The 20,600-nt window shown below is 63.2% G+C and carries 17 protein-coding genes and 1 pseudogene; 13 read left to right on the forward strand and 5 right to left on the reverse strand.

Annotated elements, in window-relative coordinates; genetic code table 11:
- The first annotated feature begins 88 nt into the window (after window positions 1–88).
- A complete protein-coding gene (locus A4C63_RS11690; protein ID WP_063912792.1) occupies window positions 89–2,032 on the forward strand; it encodes an LTA synthase family protein in 1,944 nt (647 codons plus the stop codon).
- 156 nt (window positions 2,033–2,188) lie between these two features.
- Here A4C63_RS11690 and A4C63_RS11695 read toward each other — a convergent pair whose 3' ends face one another.
- On the reverse strand, window positions 2,189–3,103 hold the full coding sequence (locus A4C63_RS11695; RefSeq protein ID WP_063912793.1) for a DUF808 domain-containing protein: 915 nt from the start codon (window positions 3,101–3,103) through the stop codon (window positions 2,189–2,191).
- A 132-nt stretch (window positions 3,104–3,235) separates the two neighbouring features.
- Between A4C63_RS11695 and A4C63_RS11700 the strand changes: the two genes are divergently transcribed.
- Complete coding sequence (locus A4C63_RS11700; RefSeq protein WP_063912794.1) at window positions 3,236–3,847, forward strand: TetR/AcrR family transcriptional regulator; 612 nt, start codon at window positions 3,236–3,238, stop codon at window positions 3,845–3,847.
- A gap of 122 nt (window positions 3,848–3,969) precedes the next feature.
- On the opposite strand, the gene A4C63_RS11705 is transcribed toward A4C63_RS11700, so the two are convergent.
- Window positions 3,970–4,410, reverse strand: coding sequence for a heme-binding protein (locus A4C63_RS11705; RefSeq protein ID WP_013973539.1), 441 nt, complete (start codon window positions 4,408–4,410; stop codon window positions 3,970–3,972).
- Window positions 4,411–4,667: 257 nt separating this feature from the next.
- Between A4C63_RS11705 and gcl the strand changes: the two genes are divergently transcribed.
- The 8 genes and pseudogenes from gcl (at window position 4,668) to A4C63_RS11745 (ending at window position 14,271) form a co-directional block, all read left to right on the forward strand.
- Window positions 4,668–6,443 (forward strand): glyoxylate carboligase, encoded by a 1,776-nt coding sequence (gene gcl, locus A4C63_RS11710; RefSeq protein ID WP_063912795.1) that lies wholly within the window; start codon window positions 4,668–4,670, stop codon window positions 6,441–6,443.
- 54 nt (window positions 6,444–6,497) lie between these two features.
- Window positions 6,498–7,280, forward strand: a complete 783-nt coding sequence (hyi, locus tag A4C63_RS11715) for a hydroxypyruvate isomerase (protein WP_063912796.1) — start codon at window positions 6,498–6,500, stop codon at window positions 7,278–7,280.
- A 177-nt stretch (window positions 7,281–7,457) separates the two neighbouring features.
- The gene (locus A4C63_RS11720) at window positions 7,458–8,348 is read left to right on the forward strand and encodes a 2-hydroxy-3-oxopropionate reductase (protein WP_063912797.1); all 891 of its coding nucleotides are present in this window, start codon (window positions 7,458–7,460) and stop codon (window positions 8,346–8,348) included.
- Between the two features lie 154 nt (window positions 8,349–8,502).
- Window positions 8,503–9,777, forward strand: a complete 1,275-nt coding sequence (locus A4C63_RS11725) for a glycerate kinase (RefSeq protein WP_063912798.1) — start codon at window positions 8,503–8,505, stop codon at window positions 9,775–9,777.
- Complete coding sequence (gene pyk, locus A4C63_RS11730) at window positions 9,774–11,189, forward strand: pyruvate kinase (protein ID WP_063912799.1); 1,416 nt, start codon at window positions 9,774–9,776, stop codon at window positions 11,187–11,189. The genes A4C63_RS11725 and pyk overlap by 4 nt, the downstream gene beginning before the upstream one ends.
- Before the next feature lie 187 nt (window positions 11,190–11,376).
- Entirely contained in the window at window positions 11,377–12,249 is an 873-nt protein-coding gene (locus tag A4C63_RS11735) for an urea transporter (RefSeq protein ID WP_063912800.1), read from the forward strand.
- Window positions 12,250–12,294: 45 nt separating this feature from the next.
- Window positions 12,295–13,117, forward strand: a pseudogene (locus tag A4C63_RS11740) (ion transporter).
- Window positions 13,118–13,272: 155 nt separating this feature from the next.
- The gene (locus tag A4C63_RS11745) at window positions 13,273–14,271 is read left to right on the forward strand and encodes a sulfate ABC transporter substrate-binding protein (protein ID WP_063912801.1); all 999 of its coding nucleotides are present in this window, start codon (window positions 13,273–13,275) and stop codon (window positions 14,269–14,271) included.
- 123 nt (window positions 14,272–14,394) lie between these two features.
- Here A4C63_RS11745 and A4C63_RS11750 read toward each other — a convergent pair whose 3' ends face one another.
- Window positions 14,395–15,321 carry a class I SAM-dependent methyltransferase gene (locus A4C63_RS11750; protein WP_063913076.1) on the reverse strand — a complete coding sequence of 309 codons (927 nt, stop codon included), beginning with the start codon at window positions 15,319–15,321 and terminating at the stop codon, window positions 14,395–14,397.
- Window positions 15,322–15,466: 145 nt separating this feature from the next.
- Window positions 15,467–16,363, reverse strand: a complete 897-nt coding sequence (locus A4C63_RS11755) for a DMT family transporter (protein WP_063912802.1) — start codon at window positions 16,361–16,363, stop codon at window positions 15,467–15,469.
- Between the two features lie 134 nt (window positions 16,364–16,497).
- Between A4C63_RS11755 and A4C63_RS11760 the strand changes: the two genes are divergently transcribed.
- The 3 genes from A4C63_RS11760 (at window position 16,498) to A4C63_RS11770 (ending at window position 19,771) form a co-directional block, all read left to right on the forward strand.
- On the forward strand, window positions 16,498–16,935 hold the full coding sequence (locus A4C63_RS11760) for an Lrp/AsnC family transcriptional regulator (protein WP_063913077.1): 438 nt from the start codon (window positions 16,498–16,500) through the stop codon (window positions 16,933–16,935).
- A 558-nt stretch (window positions 16,936–17,493) separates the two neighbouring features.
- On the forward strand, window positions 17,494–19,026 hold the full coding sequence (locus tag A4C63_RS11765) for an NCS1 family nucleobase:cation symporter-1 (protein ID WP_063912803.1): 1,533 nt from the start codon (window positions 17,494–17,496) through the stop codon (window positions 19,024–19,026).
- Between the two features lie 16 nt (window positions 19,027–19,042).
- Window positions 19,043–19,771, forward strand: a complete 729-nt coding sequence (locus tag A4C63_RS11770) for an aspartate/glutamate racemase family protein (protein WP_063912804.1) — start codon at window positions 19,043–19,045, stop codon at window positions 19,769–19,771.
- 165 nt (window positions 19,772–19,936) lie between these two features.
- Here A4C63_RS11770 and A4C63_RS11775 read toward each other — a convergent pair whose 3' ends face one another.
- Window positions 19,937–20,599, reverse strand: coding sequence for a hypothetical protein (locus A4C63_RS11775; protein ID WP_063913078.1), 663 nt, complete (start codon window positions 20,597–20,599; stop codon window positions 19,937–19,939).
- Window position 20,600: the final 1 nt, after the last annotated feature.

A 20,600-nucleotide genomic window follows, 5' to 3' on the forward strand; every position in this document is an offset into this window, starting at 1 on the left:
CAGCTGCGAGTTTTTGACGTTTTTTTTTGCACTTTGCCAATTAACATGCTTGTCTTCTGCACTCAAAAAAAGAAAACAGGCCCACTTAATGCGTACCTCCCTCGCTGCCCCTTGGCGGTATCTTCTATTAGTTTGCTCACTATGGTTTGGCATCTTCGTGCTGACCCGCCTGGTATTGCTGGTCACCCACCTGAATGAAGTACACGGCGACTACTTCTTGTTATTCATCAGTGGTGCCGTGTACGACCTGAGCTTCCTCACCTACGCCGCCCTGCCTTTGGGGCTGTACCTGGCACTTTGCCCGGCCGCGCTGTGGCGCACGGGCCTGCATCGCCGGCTGATGGGCGGCGTGCTGATCGTCAGCCTGTTCGTGATGCTGTTCGTCGCCGTGGCCGAGTGGCTGTTCTGGGACGAGTTCGGGGTACGCTTCAATTTCATCGCCGTCGACTACCTGGTGTATTCCAAGGAAGTGCTGGACAACATCCGCGAGTCCTACCCGCTGCCTACCCTGCTGGGCAGCATCGCCGCGGTTGCCGTGCTGCTCGCGCTGATCCTGCGCAAACCGCTGGCCCAGGCCCTCGCCGCGCCCGGCGCCAACCTGCGCCAGCGCCTGGGCGGTATTGCGCTACTGGCAGTGCTGGGCGGGCTGAGCATGCTGCTGGTCGACCAGCAGTTCCCCCGCGGCCAAGGCGGCAACGCCTACCAGCGCGAACTGGCGAGCAACGGCCCGTACCAGTTCTTTGCCGCGTTCCGTAACAACGAACTCGACTACACCCAGTTCTACGCCAGCCTCGACGCCAGCGAAGTCGGCGCGCACATGCACCAGGAACTGGCCGAGCCCAACGCACAGTTCAAGGCCAGCGAGCCCGAGGACATTCGCCGCCACATCAGTGCCAGCGGCGAGCCACGCAAGCCGAACATCATCCTGGTCACCATCGAGAGCTTCAGCGCCAAGTACATGGGCAGCAACGGCGACCCGCGCAACCTCACGCCCAACCTGGACGTGCTACGCCAGCAGAGCCTGTACTTCAACAACTTCTACGCCACCGGCACCCGTACCGACCGTGGCCTGGAAGCCATTACCCTGTCGATCCCGCCCACCCCGGGCCGCTCGATCGTCAAGCGTATCGGCCGTGAAAGCGGCTATGGCAGCCTCGGTCAGCAGTTGAAGGCTGTCGGTTATGACGCCGTATTCGTCTATGGCGGGCGCGGCTACTTCGACAACATGAACGCCTTCTTCAGCGGCAACGGTTATCGCATCGTCGACCAGAGCAGCGTCGACGAGAGCGAGATCAGCTTCAAGAACGCCTGGGGCATGGCCGACGAAGACCTGTACCGGCAGACGCTGAAGCTGGCCGATGCCGACCATGCCAAGCAGCAGCCGTTCTTCCTGCAGCTGATGACCACCTCCAACCACCGTCCTTACACCTACCCGGACGGCCGCATCGACATTCCCTCGGGTGATGGCCGCGAAGGTGCGGTGAAATACACCGACCATGCCATTGCGCAGTTCCTGCAGGAAGCCAAGGGCAAGCCATGGTTCGACAACACCCTGTTCGTGTTCGTCGCCGACCACACCGCCGGCAGCGCCGGCGTGGAAGACCTGCCGGTCAGCAATTACCAGATCCCGTTGTGGATTTACGCACCCAAGCTGATCACCCCGCGCGAAGACGCACAGCTGGCCAGCCAGATCGACCTGGCACCGACCCTGCTCGGCCTGCTCAACCTGAGCTACACCTCGACCTTCTTCGGCCGTGACCTGCTGCGCGAAGAGCAACTGCCGCCACGCGTGCTGATCGGCAACTACCAGCACCTGGGGCTGTTCGACGGCAAGGACCTGGCAATCCTCAGCCCACGCGGCGGAATGCGTGTGCACCAGGATGCCTTGGGCAACAGCCGGGAAACGACTGTGGACAGTGACAACCCGCTGGTACGCCGGGCAATTGCCTACTACCAGAGTGCTGCCAACGACTTCAGCAAGGGCCTGCTGGCGTGGAAGCCGCAGGAGCAAGGTGCGGTGGCCGGACAGTAAACCAACTCGGTGGATGGCACCGGCTTCGCCGGTGTTCGCGGCGGTTCGACGCATCGACTTGCCCGCTCTCACAGGCTTGGCGCCGACCTCAAGAAATGCGCCCCCCTGTGGGAGCGGGTTTACCCGCGAACCGGGGCAATGCCCCGGCCATGCAACTCAGCTGGCCGGCCGAACCGACCGCCACAGCTTCCCGACCACCGCCACCACCGCCAGCACCACGGCACCGGCCACAACCCCGACACCACCGTTGAGCAGCGCCACGGTCAATGCCCCGCCACGCCCTTCACTGAACGCCTCGATGGCATGATGCAGCGGCCCGATGCCATGCACCAGGATCCCGCCACCGACCAGAAACATGGCCGCCGTGCCGATAACCGACAGGCTCTTCATCATATACGGCGCGGTCCGCAGGATGCCGTTACCGACTACCTGGGCCAGGCGTGATGCCTTCCGGGTCAGCCACAGCCCAAGGTCATCGAGCTTCACGATACCGCCCACCAGCCCGTACACCCCGATGGTCATGACCACCGCGATGCCCGACAGCACGATGATCTGCTGGCTCAACGGCGAGTCTGCGACAATGCCCAGGGTAATGGCGATGATTTCCGCCGACAGGATGAAGTCAGTACGCACCGCGCCCTTGATCTTGGTTTTCTCGAACGCCACCAGGTCGACATTCGCATCGGCCACCGCCTCCTTGCGCGCTTCATGCTCGGCGTCATCCTCGGCCTTGCTGTGCAGGAACTTGTGCGCCAGCTTCTCGAAGCCCTCGAAGCACAGGTAGGCACCGCCCAGCATCAGCAACGGTGTCACCGCCCAGGGGATGAACGCACTGATCAGCAGCGCCGCCGGCACCAGGATGGCCTTGTTCACCATCGAGCCCTTGGCTACCGCCCACACCACCGGGATCTCGCGTTCGGCACGTACCCCGGTGACCTGCTGGGCGTTCAGCGCCAGGTCATCGCCGAGCACGCCGGCGGTCTTTTTCGCCGCCACCTTGGTCATCACCGAGACGTCATCGAGCACCGTGGCAATGTCGTCGATCAGTACCAGTAGACTGCTTCCTGCCATGTTTGCCTGCATCCAGAAGAATAAGTGTCCAGGATTCTAGCCCAAAGCCGCTGCCTTGAGCGCCCGTCAAGCCCGGTGCTACCATGCCCGATCCCTCCTAGAGGTGGCCAGACACGAGGAAGATCCCTGACCATGAGCACCATTCGCGAGCGCAACAAGGAACTGATCCTGCGCGCGGCCAGCGAGGAATTCGCCGACAAGGGCTTCGCCGCCACCAAGACCAGCGATATCGCGGCCAAGGCCGGCCTGCCCAAGCCGAACGTGTATTACTACTTCAAATCCAAGGACAACCTCTACCGCGAAGTCCTGGAAAGTATCATCGCGCCGATCATGCAGGCGTCGACCCCGTTCAATGCCGATGGTGACCCGAAGGAAGTGCTGAGTGCGTACATTCGCTCGAAGATCCGCATTTCCCGCGATCTGCCCCATGCGTCCAAGGTGTTCGCCAGCGAGATCATGCACGGCGCCCCGCACCTGTCGCCGAACCAGGTGGCGCAACTGAACGAGCAGGCGCGGCATAACATCGAGTGCATCCAGCGCTGGATCGACCGCGGGCAGATCGCCCATGTGGACGCGCATCACCTGATGTTCAGCATCTGGGCAGCGACCCAGACCTATGCCGATTTCGACTGGCAGATTTCCGCGGTGACCGGCAAGACCAAGCTGGCCGACAGCGATTATGACGCGGCAGCCGAGACCATCATCCGCATGGTGCTCAAGGGTTGTGAGCCCGAGGTAGCCTGACCCCCGGCGCTGGCTTCTTCGCGGGTGAACCCGCTCCCACAGGGACACCACGAGCTTCAAGCCTGTGATGATCCTGTGGGAGCGGGTTCACCCGCGAATAGGCCGGAACAGGCAATAGAGACTTAGGCTGCTACACCCGCATCCGCCTTCAACCCCACCTCCTCGATCGCACTGATCGCGCACTGCTCGTCGATATCCGACGTATCGCCGCTGATCCCCACCGCACCCAGCACTTTGCCATCCTGATCACGCACCAGCACGCCACCCGGTGCCGGCACCACCGGCCGCTCGCCCAGCCCGTTCAGCGCGGCAAAAAACGCCGGCCGTTGCTGCGCATCCAGCGCCAGCAAGCGCGAGCCCTTGCCCAGGGCAATCGCCCCCCAGGCCTTGCCGGTGGCTACCTCGGGCCGGATCAGGCTGGCGCCATCCTCGCGTTGCAGCGCCAGCAAGTGGCCGCCGGCATCCAGCACCGCCACGGTCAGTGGCGCGGCGTTGATCTTGCGGCCCGCCGCCAGCGCGGCATTCACCAGGCTGACCGCGACTTTCAGGTTCAAAGCGTTCATGGAAAGGTCCTCTTCTTGTTGTGAGAAGCCCTGAGGGCAGTTGAAAACCGACAGAGCAAATAGAACACAACGAAATGTATTTTTGTATACAATATTTTGAAACGATCGTATGCGATGACGCAAACCTCCGTTTTCATGGGCGCTCGGACGAAAGCGACATCCGCCGACGAAAACCCGTTGACCTGAGCGGCCAGCCGTGAATACACTCTGGCACAAAGCAAGTTGTATACAATTACAAAATCGATGAGGCACAAACCATGAGCAAAATGAGAGCAATCGATGCAGCCGTTCTGGTCATGCGCCGTGAAGGTGTAGATACCGCGTTCGGCATCCCGGGGGCTGCCATCAACCCGTTGTACTCGGCCCTGAAGAAAGTCGGTGGCATCGATCACGTCCTCGCTCGTCACGTCGAAGGCGCCTCGCACATGGCTGAGGGTTACACCCGTGCCAACCCGGGCAACATCGGCGTGTGCATCGGCACCTCCGGCCCAGCCGGCACCGACATGGTCACCGGCCTGTACAGTGCCTCCGCCGACTCCATCCCGATTCTCTGCATCACCGGCCAGGCTCCACGTGCCCGCCTGCACAAGGAAGACTTCCAGGCCGTCGACATCACCAACATCGTCAAACCGGTCACCAAGTGGGCCACCACCGTTCTGGAGCCAGGCCAGGTGCCTTACGCCTTCCAGAAGGCCTTCTATGAAATGCGCACCGGCCGCCCAGGCCCGGTACTGATCGACCTGCCGTTCGATGTGCAGATGGCCGAAATCGAATTCGACATCGACGCGTACGAACCGCTGCCAGTGCACAAGCCGTCCGCCACCCGCGTACAGGCCGAGAAAGCCCTGACCCTGCTCAATGACGCCGAGCGCCCACTGCTGGTTGCCGGTGGCGGCATCATCAACGCCGACGCCAGCGACAAGCTGGTCGAGTTCGCCGAACTGACCGGCGTACCGGTAATCCCGACCCTGATGGGCTGGGGCACCATCCCGGACGACCACGCACAGATGGTCGGCATGGTTGGCCTGCAGACTTCGCACCGCTACGGCAACGCCACCCTGCTGAAATCCGACCTGGTGTTCGGTATCGGCAACCGCTGGGCCAACCGCCACACCGGCTCGGTCGACGTCTACACCGAAGGCCGCAAGTTCGTGCACGTGGACATTGAACCGACCCAGATCGGCCGTGTGTTCACCCCGGACCTGGGTATCGTTTCCGACGCCGGCAAGGCACTGGACGTGTTCCTCGAAGTGGCCCGCGAGTGGAAAGCCGCCGGCAAGCTGAAGTGCCGTAAGGCCTGGCTGGAGGACTGCCAGCAGCGCAAGGCCAGCCTGCAGCGCAAGACCCACTTCGACAACGTGCCGGTCAAGCCGCAGCGCGTGTACGAAGAGATGAACCAGGTATTCGGCAAGGACACCTGCTACGTCAGCACCATCGGCCTGTCGCAGATCGCCGGCGCGCAGTTCCTGCACGTGTACAAGCCACGCCACTGGATCAACTGCGGCCAGGCCGGCCCGCTGGGCTGGACCATCCCTGCCGCCCTGGGCGTGGTGAAAGCCGATCCGAAGCGCAAGGTGGTCGCGCTGTCGGGTGACTACGACTTCCAGTTCATGATCGAGGAGCTGGCGGTGGGTGCGCAGTTCAACCTGCCTTACGTGCACGTACTGGTGAACAACGCCTACCTGGGCCTGATCCGCCAGGCGCAACGTGGCTTCGACATGGATTACTGTGTACAACTGGCGTTCGAGAACATCAACTCGACCGACGCCGCCACCTACGGTGTCGACCACGTTGCCGTGGTCGAAGGCCTGGGCTGCAAGGCCATCCGCGTGTTCGAGCCAGCCGAGATCGCCCCTGCCCTGCTCAAGGCCCAGAAGATGGCCGAAGAGTTCCGCGTGCCGGTGGTGGTCGAAGTGATTCTCGAACGTGTGACCAACATTTCCATGGGCACCGAGATCAACGCGGTCAACGAGTTCGAAGACCTGGCCCTGGTCGGCAACGACGCGCCAACCGCCATCTCGCTGCTGGACTGATCGCCTGACGCCCCCAGGCACGTCCTGGGGGCCTTCATCGCAAGGAGACAACTCATGCCTCGCTTCGCTGCCAACCTGTCCATGCTGTTCACCGAACAGGACTTCCTGGCCCGCTTCAAGGCTGCCGCCGATGCTGGTTTCAGCGGCGTCGAATACCTCTTCCCGTACGATTTCAGCGCAGCCGAAATCAAGCAGCAGCTGGACGCCAACGGCCTGACCCAAGTGCTGTTCAACCTGCCGGCGGGCGATTGGTCGAAGGGTGAGCGCGGTATCACCTGCCACCCTGACCGCGTCGAAGAATTCCGCGCCGGGGTCGACAAGGCCATCGAATACGCCAAGGTACTGGGCAACACCCAGGTCAACGCCCTGGCCGGCATTCGCCCACAAGGCCCGGACTGCGCCACCGTGCGCAAGACCTTCGTGGAAAACCTGCGCTACGCCGCCGACAAGCTGAAAGCCGCCGGGATCCGCCTGGTCATGGAAATGATCAATACCCGCGACATCCCCGGCTTCTACCTGAACACCACCAAACAGGCCCTGGAAATCCAGGCTGAAGTAGGCAGCGACAACCTGTTCCTGCAGTACGACATCTACCACATGCAGATCATGGAAGGTGACCTGGCTCGTACCATGGAAGCCAACCTGAAACTCATTAATCACATCCAGCTGGCCGACAACCCCGGCCGCAACGAGCCAGGCACCGGCGAGATCAACTACCGCTTCCTGTTCGAGCACCTGGACCGCATTGGCTACCAGGGGTGGGTGGGCGCGGAGTACAAGCCGCTGAACACCACCGAAGCGGGCCTGGGCTGGCTGAAGACGCACAATGCAATCTGAAGGCTAAGCACAGCCCTCTGCGAGACGCAGGACACTGTGGGAGCGGGTTCACCCGCGAACACCGGCGAAGCCGGTGCCATCCACCGCGGTGCCTGCTTCGCGGGTGAACCCGCTCCCACAGGGGGCCCGTGCAGCCTGCCCCATCGAGATTCAACAAATACAACGAGGTAATCTCTCATGGCTAAAATCGGTTTCATCGGCACCGGCATCATGGGCAAGCCCATGGCTCAGAACCTGCAGAAAGCAGGTCACAGCATCTTCGTTTCCACTCACCACGACGCTGCCCCGGCCGACCTGATCGCCGCCGGTGCCGTGGCCCTGGCCAACCCGAAAGAAGTTGCCCAGGAAGCCGAGTTCATCATCGTCATGGTCCCCGACACCCCACAGGTCGAAAGCGTCCTGTTCGGTGACAACGGCGTGGCCGAAGGCGTGGGCCCGAACAAGGTGGTGATCGACATGAGCTCGATCTCCCCTACCGCTACCAAAGCCTTCGCCGAGAAAATCAAGGCTACCGGCGCTGCCTACCTGGACGCCCCGGTGTCCGGCGGCGAAGTCGGCGCCAAGGCTGCGACCCTGAGCATCATGGTCGGTGGCTGCCCGAAAGCCTTCGAGCGCACCCTGCCGCTGTTCGAAGCCATGGGCAAGAACATCACCCGCGTCGGTGGCAATGGCGACGGCCAGACCGCCAAGGTGGCCAACCAGATCATCGTTGCCCTGAACATCCAGGCCGTTGCCGAAGCCCTGCTGTTCGCCGCCAAGAACGGCGCCGACCCGGCCAAGGTACGTGAAGCACTGATGGGCGGCTTCGCCTCGTCGAAAATCCTCGAAGTGCACGCCGAGCGCATGATCAAGGGCACCTTCGACCCAGGCTTCCGCATCAACCTGCACCAGAAGGACCTGAACCTGGCCCTGCAAGGTGCCAAGGAACTGGGCATCAACCTGCCCAACACCTCCAATGCCCAGCAAGTGTTCAACACCTGCCAGGCCCTGGGCGGCGGCAACTGGGACCACTCGGCGCTGATCAAAGGCCTGGAGCACATGGCCAACTTCTCGATCCGCGACCTGTAGGAGCGGGCTTGCCCGCGATGAAGCATACGCTGTCTGACCTGCGACCACAGGTCAGGTAGTGACCAGCGCAACACCCGCCCCTGGTTCGGCCTGCACGGAGGCAGTTCCAGGGGCGTTTTTGATTCTGTAGAACAACAATAATTGGGAGCCTGCCATGTCGGTCGATCCGCAAAAAATTCTCCGCGAGCTGTTCGACACAGCCATCGCCGCCGCCCACCCCCGTCAAGTCCTCGAACCCTACCTGCCCGCCGACCGCAGCGGCCGGGTCATCGTCATCGGCGCCGGCAAGGCCGCAGCCGCCATGGCCGAAGTGGTCGAGAAAAGCTGGCAGGGCGAAGTCTCTGGCCTGGTCGTAACCCGTTACGGCCATGGCGCCAACTGCCAGAAGATCGAGGTGGTCGAAGCCGCCCACCCGGTCCCCGACGCCGCCGGCCTGGCCGTGGCCAAGCGCGTGCTGGAACTGGTCAGCAACCTCAGTGAAGACGACCGCGTCATCTTCCTGCTGTCCGGCGGTGGCTCGGCGCTGCTGGCCCTGCCCGCCGAAGGCCTGACCCTGGCCGACAAGCAGCAGATCAACAAGGCGCTGCTGAAATCCGGCGCCACCATCGGCGAGATGAACTGCGTGCGCAAGCACCTCTCGGCGATCAAGGGCGGCCGCCTGGCCAAGGCCTGCTGGCCGGCCACGGTGTACACCTATGCCATTTCCGATGTGCCGGGCGACCTCGCCACGGTGATCGCATCCGGCCCTACCGTGGCCGACCCGAGCACCTCGGCCGATGCCCTGGCCATCCTCAAGCGCTACAACATCGAAGCGCCCAAGGCCGTTATCGACTGGCTCAACAACCCAGCCTCGGAAACCGTCAAGGCCGACGACCCGGCACTGGCCCGCAGCCACTTCCAGCTGATCGCCAAACCTCAGCAATCGCTTGAAGCCGCCGCGGTCAAAGCCCGCCAGGCCGGGTTCAGCCCACTGATCCTCGGCGACCTGGAAGGCGAATCGCGCGAAGTGGCCAAAGTGCACGCCGGTATCGCCCGGCAGATCGTCCAGCACGGCCAGCCGCTGAAAGCGCCCTGCGTGATCCTGTCTGGCGGCGAAACCACCGTGACGGTACGCGGCAACGGCCGTGGCGGGCGCAACGCCGAGTTCCTGCTCAGCCTCACCGAAAGCCTCAAGGGCCTGCCGGGCGTGTACGCCCTGGCCGGTGACACCGACGGTATCGATGGTTCGGAAGAAAACGCCGGCGCCTTCATGACCCCGGCCAGCTACGCCCGTGCCGAAGCCCTGGGCCTGTCGGCCAACGACGAGCTGGACAACAACAACGGCTACGGCTACTTCGCCGCGCTGGATGCGCTGATCGTCACCGAGCCGACCCGCACCAACGTCAACGACTTCCGCGCCATCCTGATCCTCGAGACTGCCCAATCATGACGCCTGATAAAAAAGTCAAAATCCTCGCCACCCTTGGCCCTGCGATCAAAGGCATCGACGACATCCGCCAACTGGTCGAAGCCGGAGTGAACATCTTCCGCCTCAACTTCAGCCATGGCGAGCATGCCGACCATGCCCTGCGCTACCAGTGGATCCGCGAAGTCGAGCAGCAGCTGAACTACCCGCTGGGCATCCTCATGGACCTGCAGGGGCCGAAGCTGCGCGTCGGCCGCTTTGCCGACGGCAAGGTGCAGCTGCAACGCGGCCAGGCCCTGCGCCTGGACCTGGACAAGACCCCGGGCGACAGCCGCCGGGTCAACCTACCGCACCCTGAGATCATCGCCGCCCTCGAGCCGGGCATGGACCTGCTGCTGGACGACGGCAAGCTGCGCCTGCGCGTCACCGCCAAGCACAGCGACGCGATCGACACCGAAGTACTCAACGGTGGCGAGCTGTCCGACCGCAAGGGCGTCAACGTACCGCAAGCGGTGCTCGACCTCTCCCCGCTCACCGAAAAGGACCGCCGCGACCTGGCCTTCGGCCTGGAGCTGGGCGTGGACTGGGTGGCCCTGTCGTTCGTGCAGCGCCCTGAAGACATTGTTGAAGCACGCCAGCTGATCGGTGACCGTGCCTACCTGATGGCCAAGATCGAGAAGCCATCGGCGGTGGAGCAACTGCAAGCCATCGCGGAACTTGCGGATGCGATCATGGTGGCCCGTGGCGACCTGGGCGTGGAAGTGCCGGCCGAAAGCGTGCCGCAGATCCAGAAGCGCATCATCGGCACCTGCCGCCAACTGGGCAAACCGGTGGTGGTGGCTACGCAAATGCTCGAATCCATGCGCTTCTCGCCGGCGCCGACCCGCGCCGAAGTCACCGACGTGGCCAACGCCGTGGCCGAAGGTGCCGATGCGGTGATGCTGTCGGCCGAGACCGCCTCGGGTGACTACCCGCTGGAAGCCGTGCAGATGATGAGCAAGATCATCCTCCAGGTGGAGAACGGCCCGGACTACCAGGCCCAGCTCGACGTTGGCCGGCCGAAGGCCGAGGCCACCGTGTCGGACGCCATCAGCTGCGCCATCCGCCGTATCAGCGGCATCCTGCCAGTGGCGGTGCTGGTCAACTACAGCGAGTCGGGCGCCTCGACCCTGCGCGCGGCACGCGAGCGGCCACGGGCACCGATCCTCAACCTGACGCCGAACCTGGCCACCGCGCGCCGCCTGAGCGTAGCGTGGGGCGTGCACTCGGTGGTCAATGACCGCCTGCGCCAGGTGGACGAGGTGGTTTCCACCGCGCTGGAGATTGCCCAGGCACAAGGTATGGCCAGCCGCGGCGACACCCTGCTGATCACCGCCGGTGTGCCTTTCGGCAAGCCAGGTTCGACTAACACGCTGCGGATCGAGACCTTGATCTAAATCACCGCATCTCTCCTGTGGGAGCGGGCGTACCCGCGAAGAGGCCAGCAGGGACAACGATGTTGCCTGAGCTGACGCATTCGCGGGCACGCCCGCTCCCACAGGGTAGGTGGTGTTGCACCCAACTGCGGAAAACCCGAGGCCCAAAGAGGCCCACCGCGCCCCATCAACCTCACTGACTGCCCCGATGTACACCAAAAATTTCGTCAACCCGTGCCCCGACTGGGCCACGGCGTTACTCAACGGCTTCAGCCAGGTGCTGCTGCTGCGTAATCCCCTGTGCGGCCTGTGCTGCCTGCTGGCCATCCTGCTGACCGCGCCCAACCTGGTCGGCGGCGCCCTGCTAGGCGCCCTGGCCGGCCTGCTCACCGCCCAGGCACGCAGCTACGACCGTGCCGACCGCCAGGCCGGGCTGTACTGCTACAACGGCGTGCTGATCGGTATCCTGATCAGCGCCGTGCTGCCCTGGTCGGCCATCCTGCCGCCACTGATCATCGCCGCCGGCGGCCTGTCCAGCATCATCACCCACCAATGGCGCAAGCACGGCGGCAAGCTGCTGGTCGCCTACACCGCACCCTTCGTGCTGCTGGGCTGGGCCACCCTGCTGATCGCCAGCCCCTCGCCCAGCGGCTTCGTCGAAGCCGACCCGCTGTATGCCCTGGCGCGTGGCGTGGGCCAGATCTTCCTGCTCGACCAGCCCCTGGCCGGTTTGCTGATCATCGGCGGCATGTTCATCGCCAACCCTTATGCCGCAATGTGGGCAGTGATCGGTTCGGCCATCGGCGGCGGCGTGGCACTGCTTGCCGACCAGGCGCAAGCTGCCTGGCTGGGCCTGTATGGCTTCAACGCAGCACTGGCGGCGCTGGCGTTCAGCAGGCAAGGTGAAAAGCCGAGGCTGACGCTGCTGGCCATCGCCCTGGCCCTGCTGCTGCAACCACTGTTCAAGCTGCTACCGGTGCCCGGCCTGACCGCGCCCTTCGTCGCCGCCTGCTGGCTGATGCACCTGGGCAACCACCTGGCCCAACCCAGGCAGCGCGACGCCAGCCGCTTGCACAGCTGAAATACAGCCCCTAGGCTCAGCCCATCGCTTTTGTGGAACGAGCCAATGAACAACCCTGCGAGCCTGCGCGAGCAGCTCTACATCATCGTCTTCCAGACCGATACCGTGGCTGGAAGACGCTTCGACAAGATCCTCCTGCTGATCATCCTGGCCAGCCTGGTCACCGTCATCCTCGACAGCATCGACGAAGTGCATCAGGGCTATGCCGGCCTGCTGGCCGGCATCGAGTGTAGGCTTTACCGCGATCTTCCTGGCCGAGTACCTCACCCGCCTGTACTGCTCGCCCAAGCCGCTGCGCTACGCCTTCAGCTTCTATGGCCTGGTGGATTTGCTGGCTATCGTGCCGGGAATCATCGCGCTGTACTACAGCGACGCCCAGTACCTGCTGATCATCCGCGTGATACGGATGCTGCGGATTTTCCGTGTGCTCAAGCTCAGCCCATACCTCAAACAGGCCCATTACCTGATGGAGGCGCTGCGCGGCAGCAAACAGAAGATCATCGTGTTCCTGGTGACGGTATCGACCCTGGTGACGGTGTTCGGCACCTTGATGTATGTGATCGAGGGGCCTGAGCATGGCTTTACCAGCATCCCCAAGGGCATCTACTGGGCCATCGTTACCCTCACCACCGTGGGCTTTGGCGACATCGTGCCGAAGACACCGCTGGGGCAGGTGCTGTCATCGCTGGTGATGATTACCGGTTATTCGATCATTGCCGTGCCAACCGGGATCTTTACCGCCGAGCTGGCCAACGCCATGCGCGGGGAACAGCTGCAGCATGATTGCCCGACCTGCAGCAAGAAGAGCCATGAGCATGGCGCGGCGTTCTGTTCCCGATGTGGGAATGTGCTGTTTCCCAAGCAATGATGTTGCCCGGACCGGCCCTTTCGCGGGTAAACCCGCGAAGAGGCCGGCACTGGCAGTGGCATAACCAAAGTGTTTTTTGTTCTTTAACCCCTACAAACCCACCCGCTATAGTCGCAGGCAAACTGCCAACACCTTCTCGATAACAAGGAAGCAACGTGAAAAAACTCTTCACCGCCTCGCTGCTCGCAGCAGGCCTTGCCCTGGGCAATTTCGCCCAGGCTGCCCCCACCCTGCTGAACGTGTCCTACGACGTGATGCGCGACTTCTACAAGGACTACAACCCGGCCTTCCAGAAGCACTGGGAAGCCGAGCACAACGAGAAGGTCAACGTGCAGATGTCCTTCGGCGGTTCGAGCAAGCAGGCGCGAGCGGTGATCGATGGCCTGCCGGCAGATGTCATCACCATGAACATGGCCACCGACATCAACGCCCTGGCCGACAACGGCAAGCTGGTGCCGGACAACTGGGTAAGCCGCCTGCCGAACAACAGCGCGCCGTTCACCTCGGCCACTGTGTTCATCGTGCGCAAGGGTAACCCCAAGGCGCTGAAAGACTGGCCCGACCTGCTCAAGGACGGCGTACAGGTAATCGTGCCCAACCCCAAGACCTCGGGTAACGGTCGCTACACCTACCTGTCGGCCTGGGGCTATGTGCTCAAGCAAGGCGGTGATGAAAACAAAGCCAAGGACTTCGTCGGCAAGCTGTTCAAGCAGGCGCCGGTGCTGGACACCGGTGGCCGTGCCGCCACCACTACGTTCATGACCAACCAGATCGGCGACGTGCTGGTGACCTTCGAGAACGAAGCCGAGATGATCGCCCGCGAGTTCGGCCGCGACCAGTTCGAAGTGGTCTACCCGAGCGTGTCGGCCGAAGCCGAGCCGCCGGTCAGCGTGGTCGACAAGGTGGTGGCGAAGAAAGGCACCCAGGCCGCGGCCGAAGAATACCTTAAGTACCTGTGGTCGCCAGCCGCCCAGGAAATCGCCGCACAGAACTACCTGCGCCCGCGCGATGCGACAGTACTGGCCAAGTACACCGACCGTTTCCCGAAAGTGGACTTCCTGTCGGTGGAGAAGACCTTTGGTGACTGGCGCACCGTGCAGAAGACCCACTTCAATGATGGTGGGGTGTTTGACCAGATCTATACCGGTCAGTAATTGATGTAAGCAGGTCCGGCCCCTTGGCGGGCACGCCCGCTCCCACAGGATTACCACAGGCCTGAACTGTGCATGATTCCTGTGGGAGCGGGTTTACCCGCGAAGAGGCCGGCAAGGGCAACTTCAAACCTGGCGGAATACCAGGGCCTTCAATCCCCCCGCCAGGTCCACGTCAGGAAACTCCGGCGGGTTCTCCAGCCGCTCGACAAACGCCAGCGCCGGCGCCTGCTCCGCCATCCCCTCGATCAGGAACTCCGGCCCGATGCCCGGGTCGTTCACGCACGCCAGCACCGTCCCACCCTCACTCAACAGCTCCGGCAAGCGCCGCAGGATCTTCGCGTAATCCTGGGTCAGCACAAAGCTACCGCGCTGGAAGGTCGGCGGGTCGATGATGATCAGGTCGTAAGGCCCGTACTTGCGCACCTTGCCCCACGACTTGAACAGCTCGTGCCCCAGGTACGCCACCCGCGACGCATCGTGGCCATTCAGGCGGTGGTTGTCGCGGCCCCGGGACAACGCCGACTTGGCCATGTCCAGATTCACCACCTGCTCGGCGCCACCGGCAATCGCCGCCACCGAGAAACCGCAGGTGTAGGCGAACAGGTTCAGCACGCGCTTGCCTGCCGCCTGCTCGCGCACCCAGCGCCGGCCATAGCGCATGTCGAGGAACAGGCCATTGTTCTGCCGCACACCCAGGTCCAGCAGGTAGGTAAGGCCATCCTCGACCACCTCGCGCTGCTGGCACGGCTCGCCCAGCAGCCACCGGCCCGGGCTGTCGGGCAGGTAGCGATGCTGGACAAGGATGGCCTGGCCAGCCCACTGCGGGCGCTCGGCGAGCGTGCGCAGCATGGCTTCCAGTTCGGCCAGCTGGCCTTCAGGCGGCTCGCGGAACAAGGCGACCGACAGCACCCCTTGCAACCAGTCGACAGTGACCTGCTCCAGGCCCGCCCAGCAGCGACCACGGCCGTGGAACAGGCGGCGGGTTTCCTGCGGGGCAGGGTCGAGGGCGGCGAGCAGGTGTTGCTCCAGAGTCTGGATCGGCGAAGTCATCATGGGTCGCAGGCAGGCAAAAGCGGCATTCTACCTTGCGAGCCCTTTCGCGGGTAAACCCGCTCCCACAGGATCACCACAGGCCCGAAGCATGTGCAGCACCTGTGGGAGCGGGTTTACCCGCGAAAAGGCCGGCAAGACCACCTCATTCCTCGGCCACAACCCGCGCTGGCCGGAACCACCACCCCTGCTGCATCCCCGCTGCCGCCAACAGGATCAACGCCACCCCCAGCCACTGCAGCGGCGCCAGCCGATGCCCGAACGCCACCCAGTCCACCAGAATCGCCGCAATCGGGTAGATGAACGACAGCGCCCCGGTCAACGCTGTGGGCAAACGCTGAATGGCGCTGTACAGCAACACATACATCAAGCCGGTGTGCACCATGCCCAAGGTCACCAGGCTGGCCAGCGCCGGCACTTCACCCGGCAACCCGCCCAGCTTCACCCAAGGCGCCAGCAACAGCACACCCGTGGCCACCTGGATCAGCGCGATCAGGTGCGGCGGCGTGCCACTCAGGCGCTTGATGATCAACGCCGCAATGGCGTACAGGAAGGCCGCCCCCAGCGCCAGCGCAATGCCCATCAGATAGTCCTCACCGCCAGCCTGCCCCGCGCCATGGGCACTGACGATGGCCAGCATGCCGAGGAACGCCACGCTCAGCCAGGTGACTTTGGCCAGGGTGATCTTCTCGCCCAGGAACACTGCCGCCAGCCCCACCAGCATGAACGGCTGCACGTTGTACACCGCAGTGCCGATGGCAATCGACGCCCGCGAGTAGGAGGCGAACAGCAGCACCCAATTGCCGACGATGGCTACACCACTGACGATCGCCAGCAGAAACGCCGTGCGGCTGATTACGCCCGACCGCAGGAAGCCGAACCCTGCGCAGATCGCCAGCAAGGTCACGGCGCCGAACACGCAGCGCCAGAACACCACCTCGAGCACCGGCTGGCCGGACACCAGCACGAACCAGCCGATGGTCCCGGAAATCAGCATGGCGGCAACCATTTCCACCGAGCCACGACGCAATGAACTGTCCATCTCACACCTCCTGTTGACGATGGACACAGTATGCAAAGGTTGCTGGTCGGCCTTCCAGCGGATAACGAAGGAAGATCGGCATGCTTGCCTTTACTATCAAGGTAAATCCCGCGAATAACCTTATCGAGGTGACCATGACCGATGCCATCGACCAACTGCTGATCAACGCGCTGATGGAAGACTCGCGCCGCTCGCTCAAGGCCCTGGCGCAAATCAGCGGGCTGTCGGCGCCCAGCGTCAGCGAACGCCTGCGCCGCCTGGAGGAGCGCGGCGTGTTGCGCGGTTACACCGTAGAGATCGACCCGCGAGCCTTTGGCTACCAACTGCAGGCCATCGTGCGCATCCGCCCGCTACCCGGGCAGTTGCAGGAAGTGGAGCGGCAGATCATCGCCATTCCCGAGTTCACCGAGTGCGACAAGGTTATTGGCGAAGACTGCTTCATTGCCCGCCTGCATGTACGCTCGATGGAGCAACTGGACACCCTGCTCGACCGCCTCTATACGGTGGCCGAGACCAATACCGCCATCATCAAGAAGACCCCGGTGAAGCGGCGGTTGCCGCCGATGGACTGATTTCCTCCTGTTCTGGCCTCTTCGCGGGCACGCCCGCTCCCACAGGATCTCCACAGTCCAGGATGCTGTGCGGTCCCTGTGGGTGCGGGCGCGCCCGCGAAGAGGCCGCCACAGGGAAAAGCTGACTAATTTTTGTACACAAGAATGTCACCATAGGTGCCATTTTTGTGTGCACTTTTCAAAATAGCGCCCCAATACGTTACACACTTCCCGCAACTAATTTTGACCAATCGATCAACTAATAAGCCCGCGAAGAATTTAAATCTGTTCACTTGGTCAACTTATATTCCATTTATTTCATTAACTTATATTTCAAATAGATAGATTAGAAATTATGACCAGCTGAAAGTTGCTTTTCCCTTGGCATGGAACTCGCTTTTGTGTGTTCGTGTTTTGTATACAAACCAATCAAAACATAAGTACACAAGAACCCGCGACGCCGACCCAACATCGGCCGCCGCGCCCAGAACCCTGAGATGCCAACGCTGCACCGACGAGATGGCGAGCCCGTGCGCATGCCCGCTCATCGCAGTCCACGTGCATCAGGAGCCCGCCGGAATGAGTACCAGCCTCAACCTTGCCCCTGAACTATCCGTCGCAAGCACCCACCCCGCCTCCCCTCTTGCCGGCAGCCAGCCAGAACTTGCCCTGAGCCCGCGCCTGCATAACCGCGACCTTGCCCCGACGCGCGTCGAAGGCCGTCGCTGGGGTGGCTACAGCATCTTCGCGCTGTGGACCAACGATGTGCACAACATCGCCAACTACTCGTTCGCCATGGGCTTGTTCGCCCTCGGCCTGGGTGGCTGGCAGATTCTGCTGTCGCTGGCCATCGGCGCGGCGCTGGTGTACTTCTTCATGAACCTGTCCGGCTACATGGGCCAGAAGACCGGCGTGCCGTTCCCGGTCATCAGCCGCATCGCCTTCGGTATCCACGGCGCGCAGATCCCGGCGCTGATCCGCGCGGTCATCGCCATCGCCTGGTTCGGCATCCAGACTTACCTGGCTTCGGTGGTGCTGCGTGTCCTGCTCACTGCCGTATGGCCGCAAATGGCAGCCTACGACCATGACAGCATCCTCGGCCTGTCGAGCCTGGGCTGGGTGTGCTTCGTGTCGATCTGGCTGGTGCAACTGGTGATCCTGGCCTACGGCATGGAGATGGTGCGCCGCTACGAGGCCTTCGCCGGCCCGGTGATTTTGCTGACCGTCGCCGCCCTGGCGGTGTTCATGTACTTCAAGGCCGACGCCCGCATCGCCTGGTCGGTGGCCGAACCGCTGACCGGCTCCGAGATGTGGCGCAACATCTTTGCCGGCGGCGCACTGTGGCTGGCGATCTACGGCACCCTGGTGCTGAACTTCTGTGACTTCGCCCGCTCCTCGCCATGCCGCAAGACCATCCGCGTCGGCAACTTCTGGGGCCTGCCGGTGAACATCCTGGTGTTCGCCATGATCACCGTGGTGCTGTGCGGCGCGCAGTTCCGGATCAACGGCCAGATCATCGACAGCCCGACCCAGATCGTCGCCGCCATCCCCAGCACAGCGTTCCTGGTCCTTGGCTGCCTGGCCTTCCTGATCGTCACCGTGGCGGTGAACATCATGGCCAACTTCGTCGCACCGGCCTTCGTCCTCAGCAACCTGGCACCACGCCACCTGAACTTCCGCCGCGCCGGGCTGATCAGCGCCACCCTGGCGGTGCTGATCCTGCCGTGGAACCTGTACAACAGCCCGCTGGTGATCGTGTATTTCCTGTCCGGCCTGGGTGCCCTGCTCGGCCCGCTGTACGGGGTGATCATGTCCGACTACTGGTTGCTGCGCAAAGGCTGCATCAACGTGCCGCAGCTGTACAGCGAAGACCCGGCCGGCGCCTACCACTACACCAAGGGCATCAACCTGCGCGCCGTGGCCGCCTTCGTGCCGGCCGCGCTGCTGGCCATCGTCCTGGCTCTGGTACCCAACTTCCACAGCGTGGCGCCATTCTCCTGGCTGATCGGTGCCGGCATCGCCGCCGCCCTGTACCTGCTGATCGCGCCACGCAAACGCCAATACCACGACGTCAGCGGCGAATGCATCGCCGTTGATCACAGCAGCCATTAATCAGGGAGGACCGCCCATGCGTATTCTGATCGCTAACGTCAACACCACCGAAGCCATCACCGAAGCCATTGCCGAACAGGCCCGTACGGTGGCCGCGCCCAGTACCGAAATCATCGGCCTCACCCCGTGGTTCGGTGCCGAGTCGGTGGAAGGCAACTTCGAAAGTTACCTGGCCGCCATCGCCGTGATGGACCGGGTGCTGGCCTACGAAGGCCCTTACGACGCCGTGATACAGGCGGGTTACGGCGAACACGGCCGCGAAGGCCTGCAGGAACTGCTGAACGTGCCAGTGGTGGACATTACCGATGCCGCCGCCAGCACGGCGATGTACCTGGGCCATGCCTACTCGGTGGTGACCACCCTGGACCGCACCGTGCCGCTGATCGAAGACCGCCTGAAGCTCTCCGGCCTGTATGAGCGCTGCGCATCGGTACGGGCCAGCGGGCTGGCGGTGCTGGAGCTGGAGGCCGACCCGCAGCGCGCCGTGGAGGCGATTGTCGAGCAGGCGGAACGCGCCGTGCGTGAGGACAAGGCCGAGGTGATCTGCCTGGGTTGCGGCGGCATGGCCGGGCTGGACGAGCAGATCCGCCAACGCACAGGCGTGCCGGTGGTGGATGGTGTGAGCGCGGCGGTGACCATTGCCGAATCGCTGGTGCGCATGGGCTTGAGTACCTCCAAGGTACGTACCTATGCCACGCCACGGGCGAAGAAAGTGCTGGGTTGGCCGATGCGGTTCGGGCGTTAGGCATCTTTCGCCTGACCTGGCCTCTTCGCGGGTAAACCCGCTCCCACAGGGACCGCATTGCTCTCAGGGCCTGTGCAGTACTTGTGGGAGCGGGTTTACCCGCGAAGAGGCCGGCCCTGCCGAAGCATCATTATTCAGGCTTCCTGGCAGAGCAGTACCAGCGGATCAGGTCGGGCAGCTATGCGCACCATCATTCAGGCCCTGACGCACGTTGCGGCTGAGCAGGCTGGCCTTGCCGTCGTGCCAGGTCAGGGTCAGCACGTAGAGGGTATCGAAGTCGTCGCCGCTCCAGTCCTGGGTGATCACCCGCTCTTCCCCCAGGGCCTTGCCAGCCACGGCATTGATCAGGTCGGGGAGGTAGCCGTGCGACCACGCGGTGTACACGGTCGCATTACGGTACTTGTCGCGCAGCAACTCTTCGGCCAGTTCGTCAGTGTCGTTGGCGCCGTAGTCAATGTTTACCGGCAAGCCCAGGCGAATGGCGCTGGGGCTGATGGTCATCAGCGGGCGAATATAGCTGTAGCTTTCGTCCTTGCTGCCTTCCTCGACATGCCGTGAGGGGTTGGCAGCGAACACGTAGTCGGCCTTGCCGAAGCGCTCGGGCAGAACGGTAGCCAGGTCCAGCGCACGGTTGAGGCCCTGGCAGTTCAACTGCCCCAACCCTTCGCCCGGCTTCTCGGCGTGGCGCAGGAACACCAGGGTCTGGGTGCCATCCACCGGTTGCGCCCGGCTTTCGACAGCCTCCAGCGCCAGCGGTACGGCGAGGGCAGTCAGTACCAGGCTCAGCAACCAGTGACGACGACGGCGGAAGAATGTTGGCAACTTCATC

This window comes from Pseudomonas sp. p21 (assembly GCF_001642705.1).
Taxonomy (GTDB): Bacteria; Pseudomonadota; Gammaproteobacteria; order Pseudomonadales; family Pseudomonadaceae; genus Aquipseudomonas.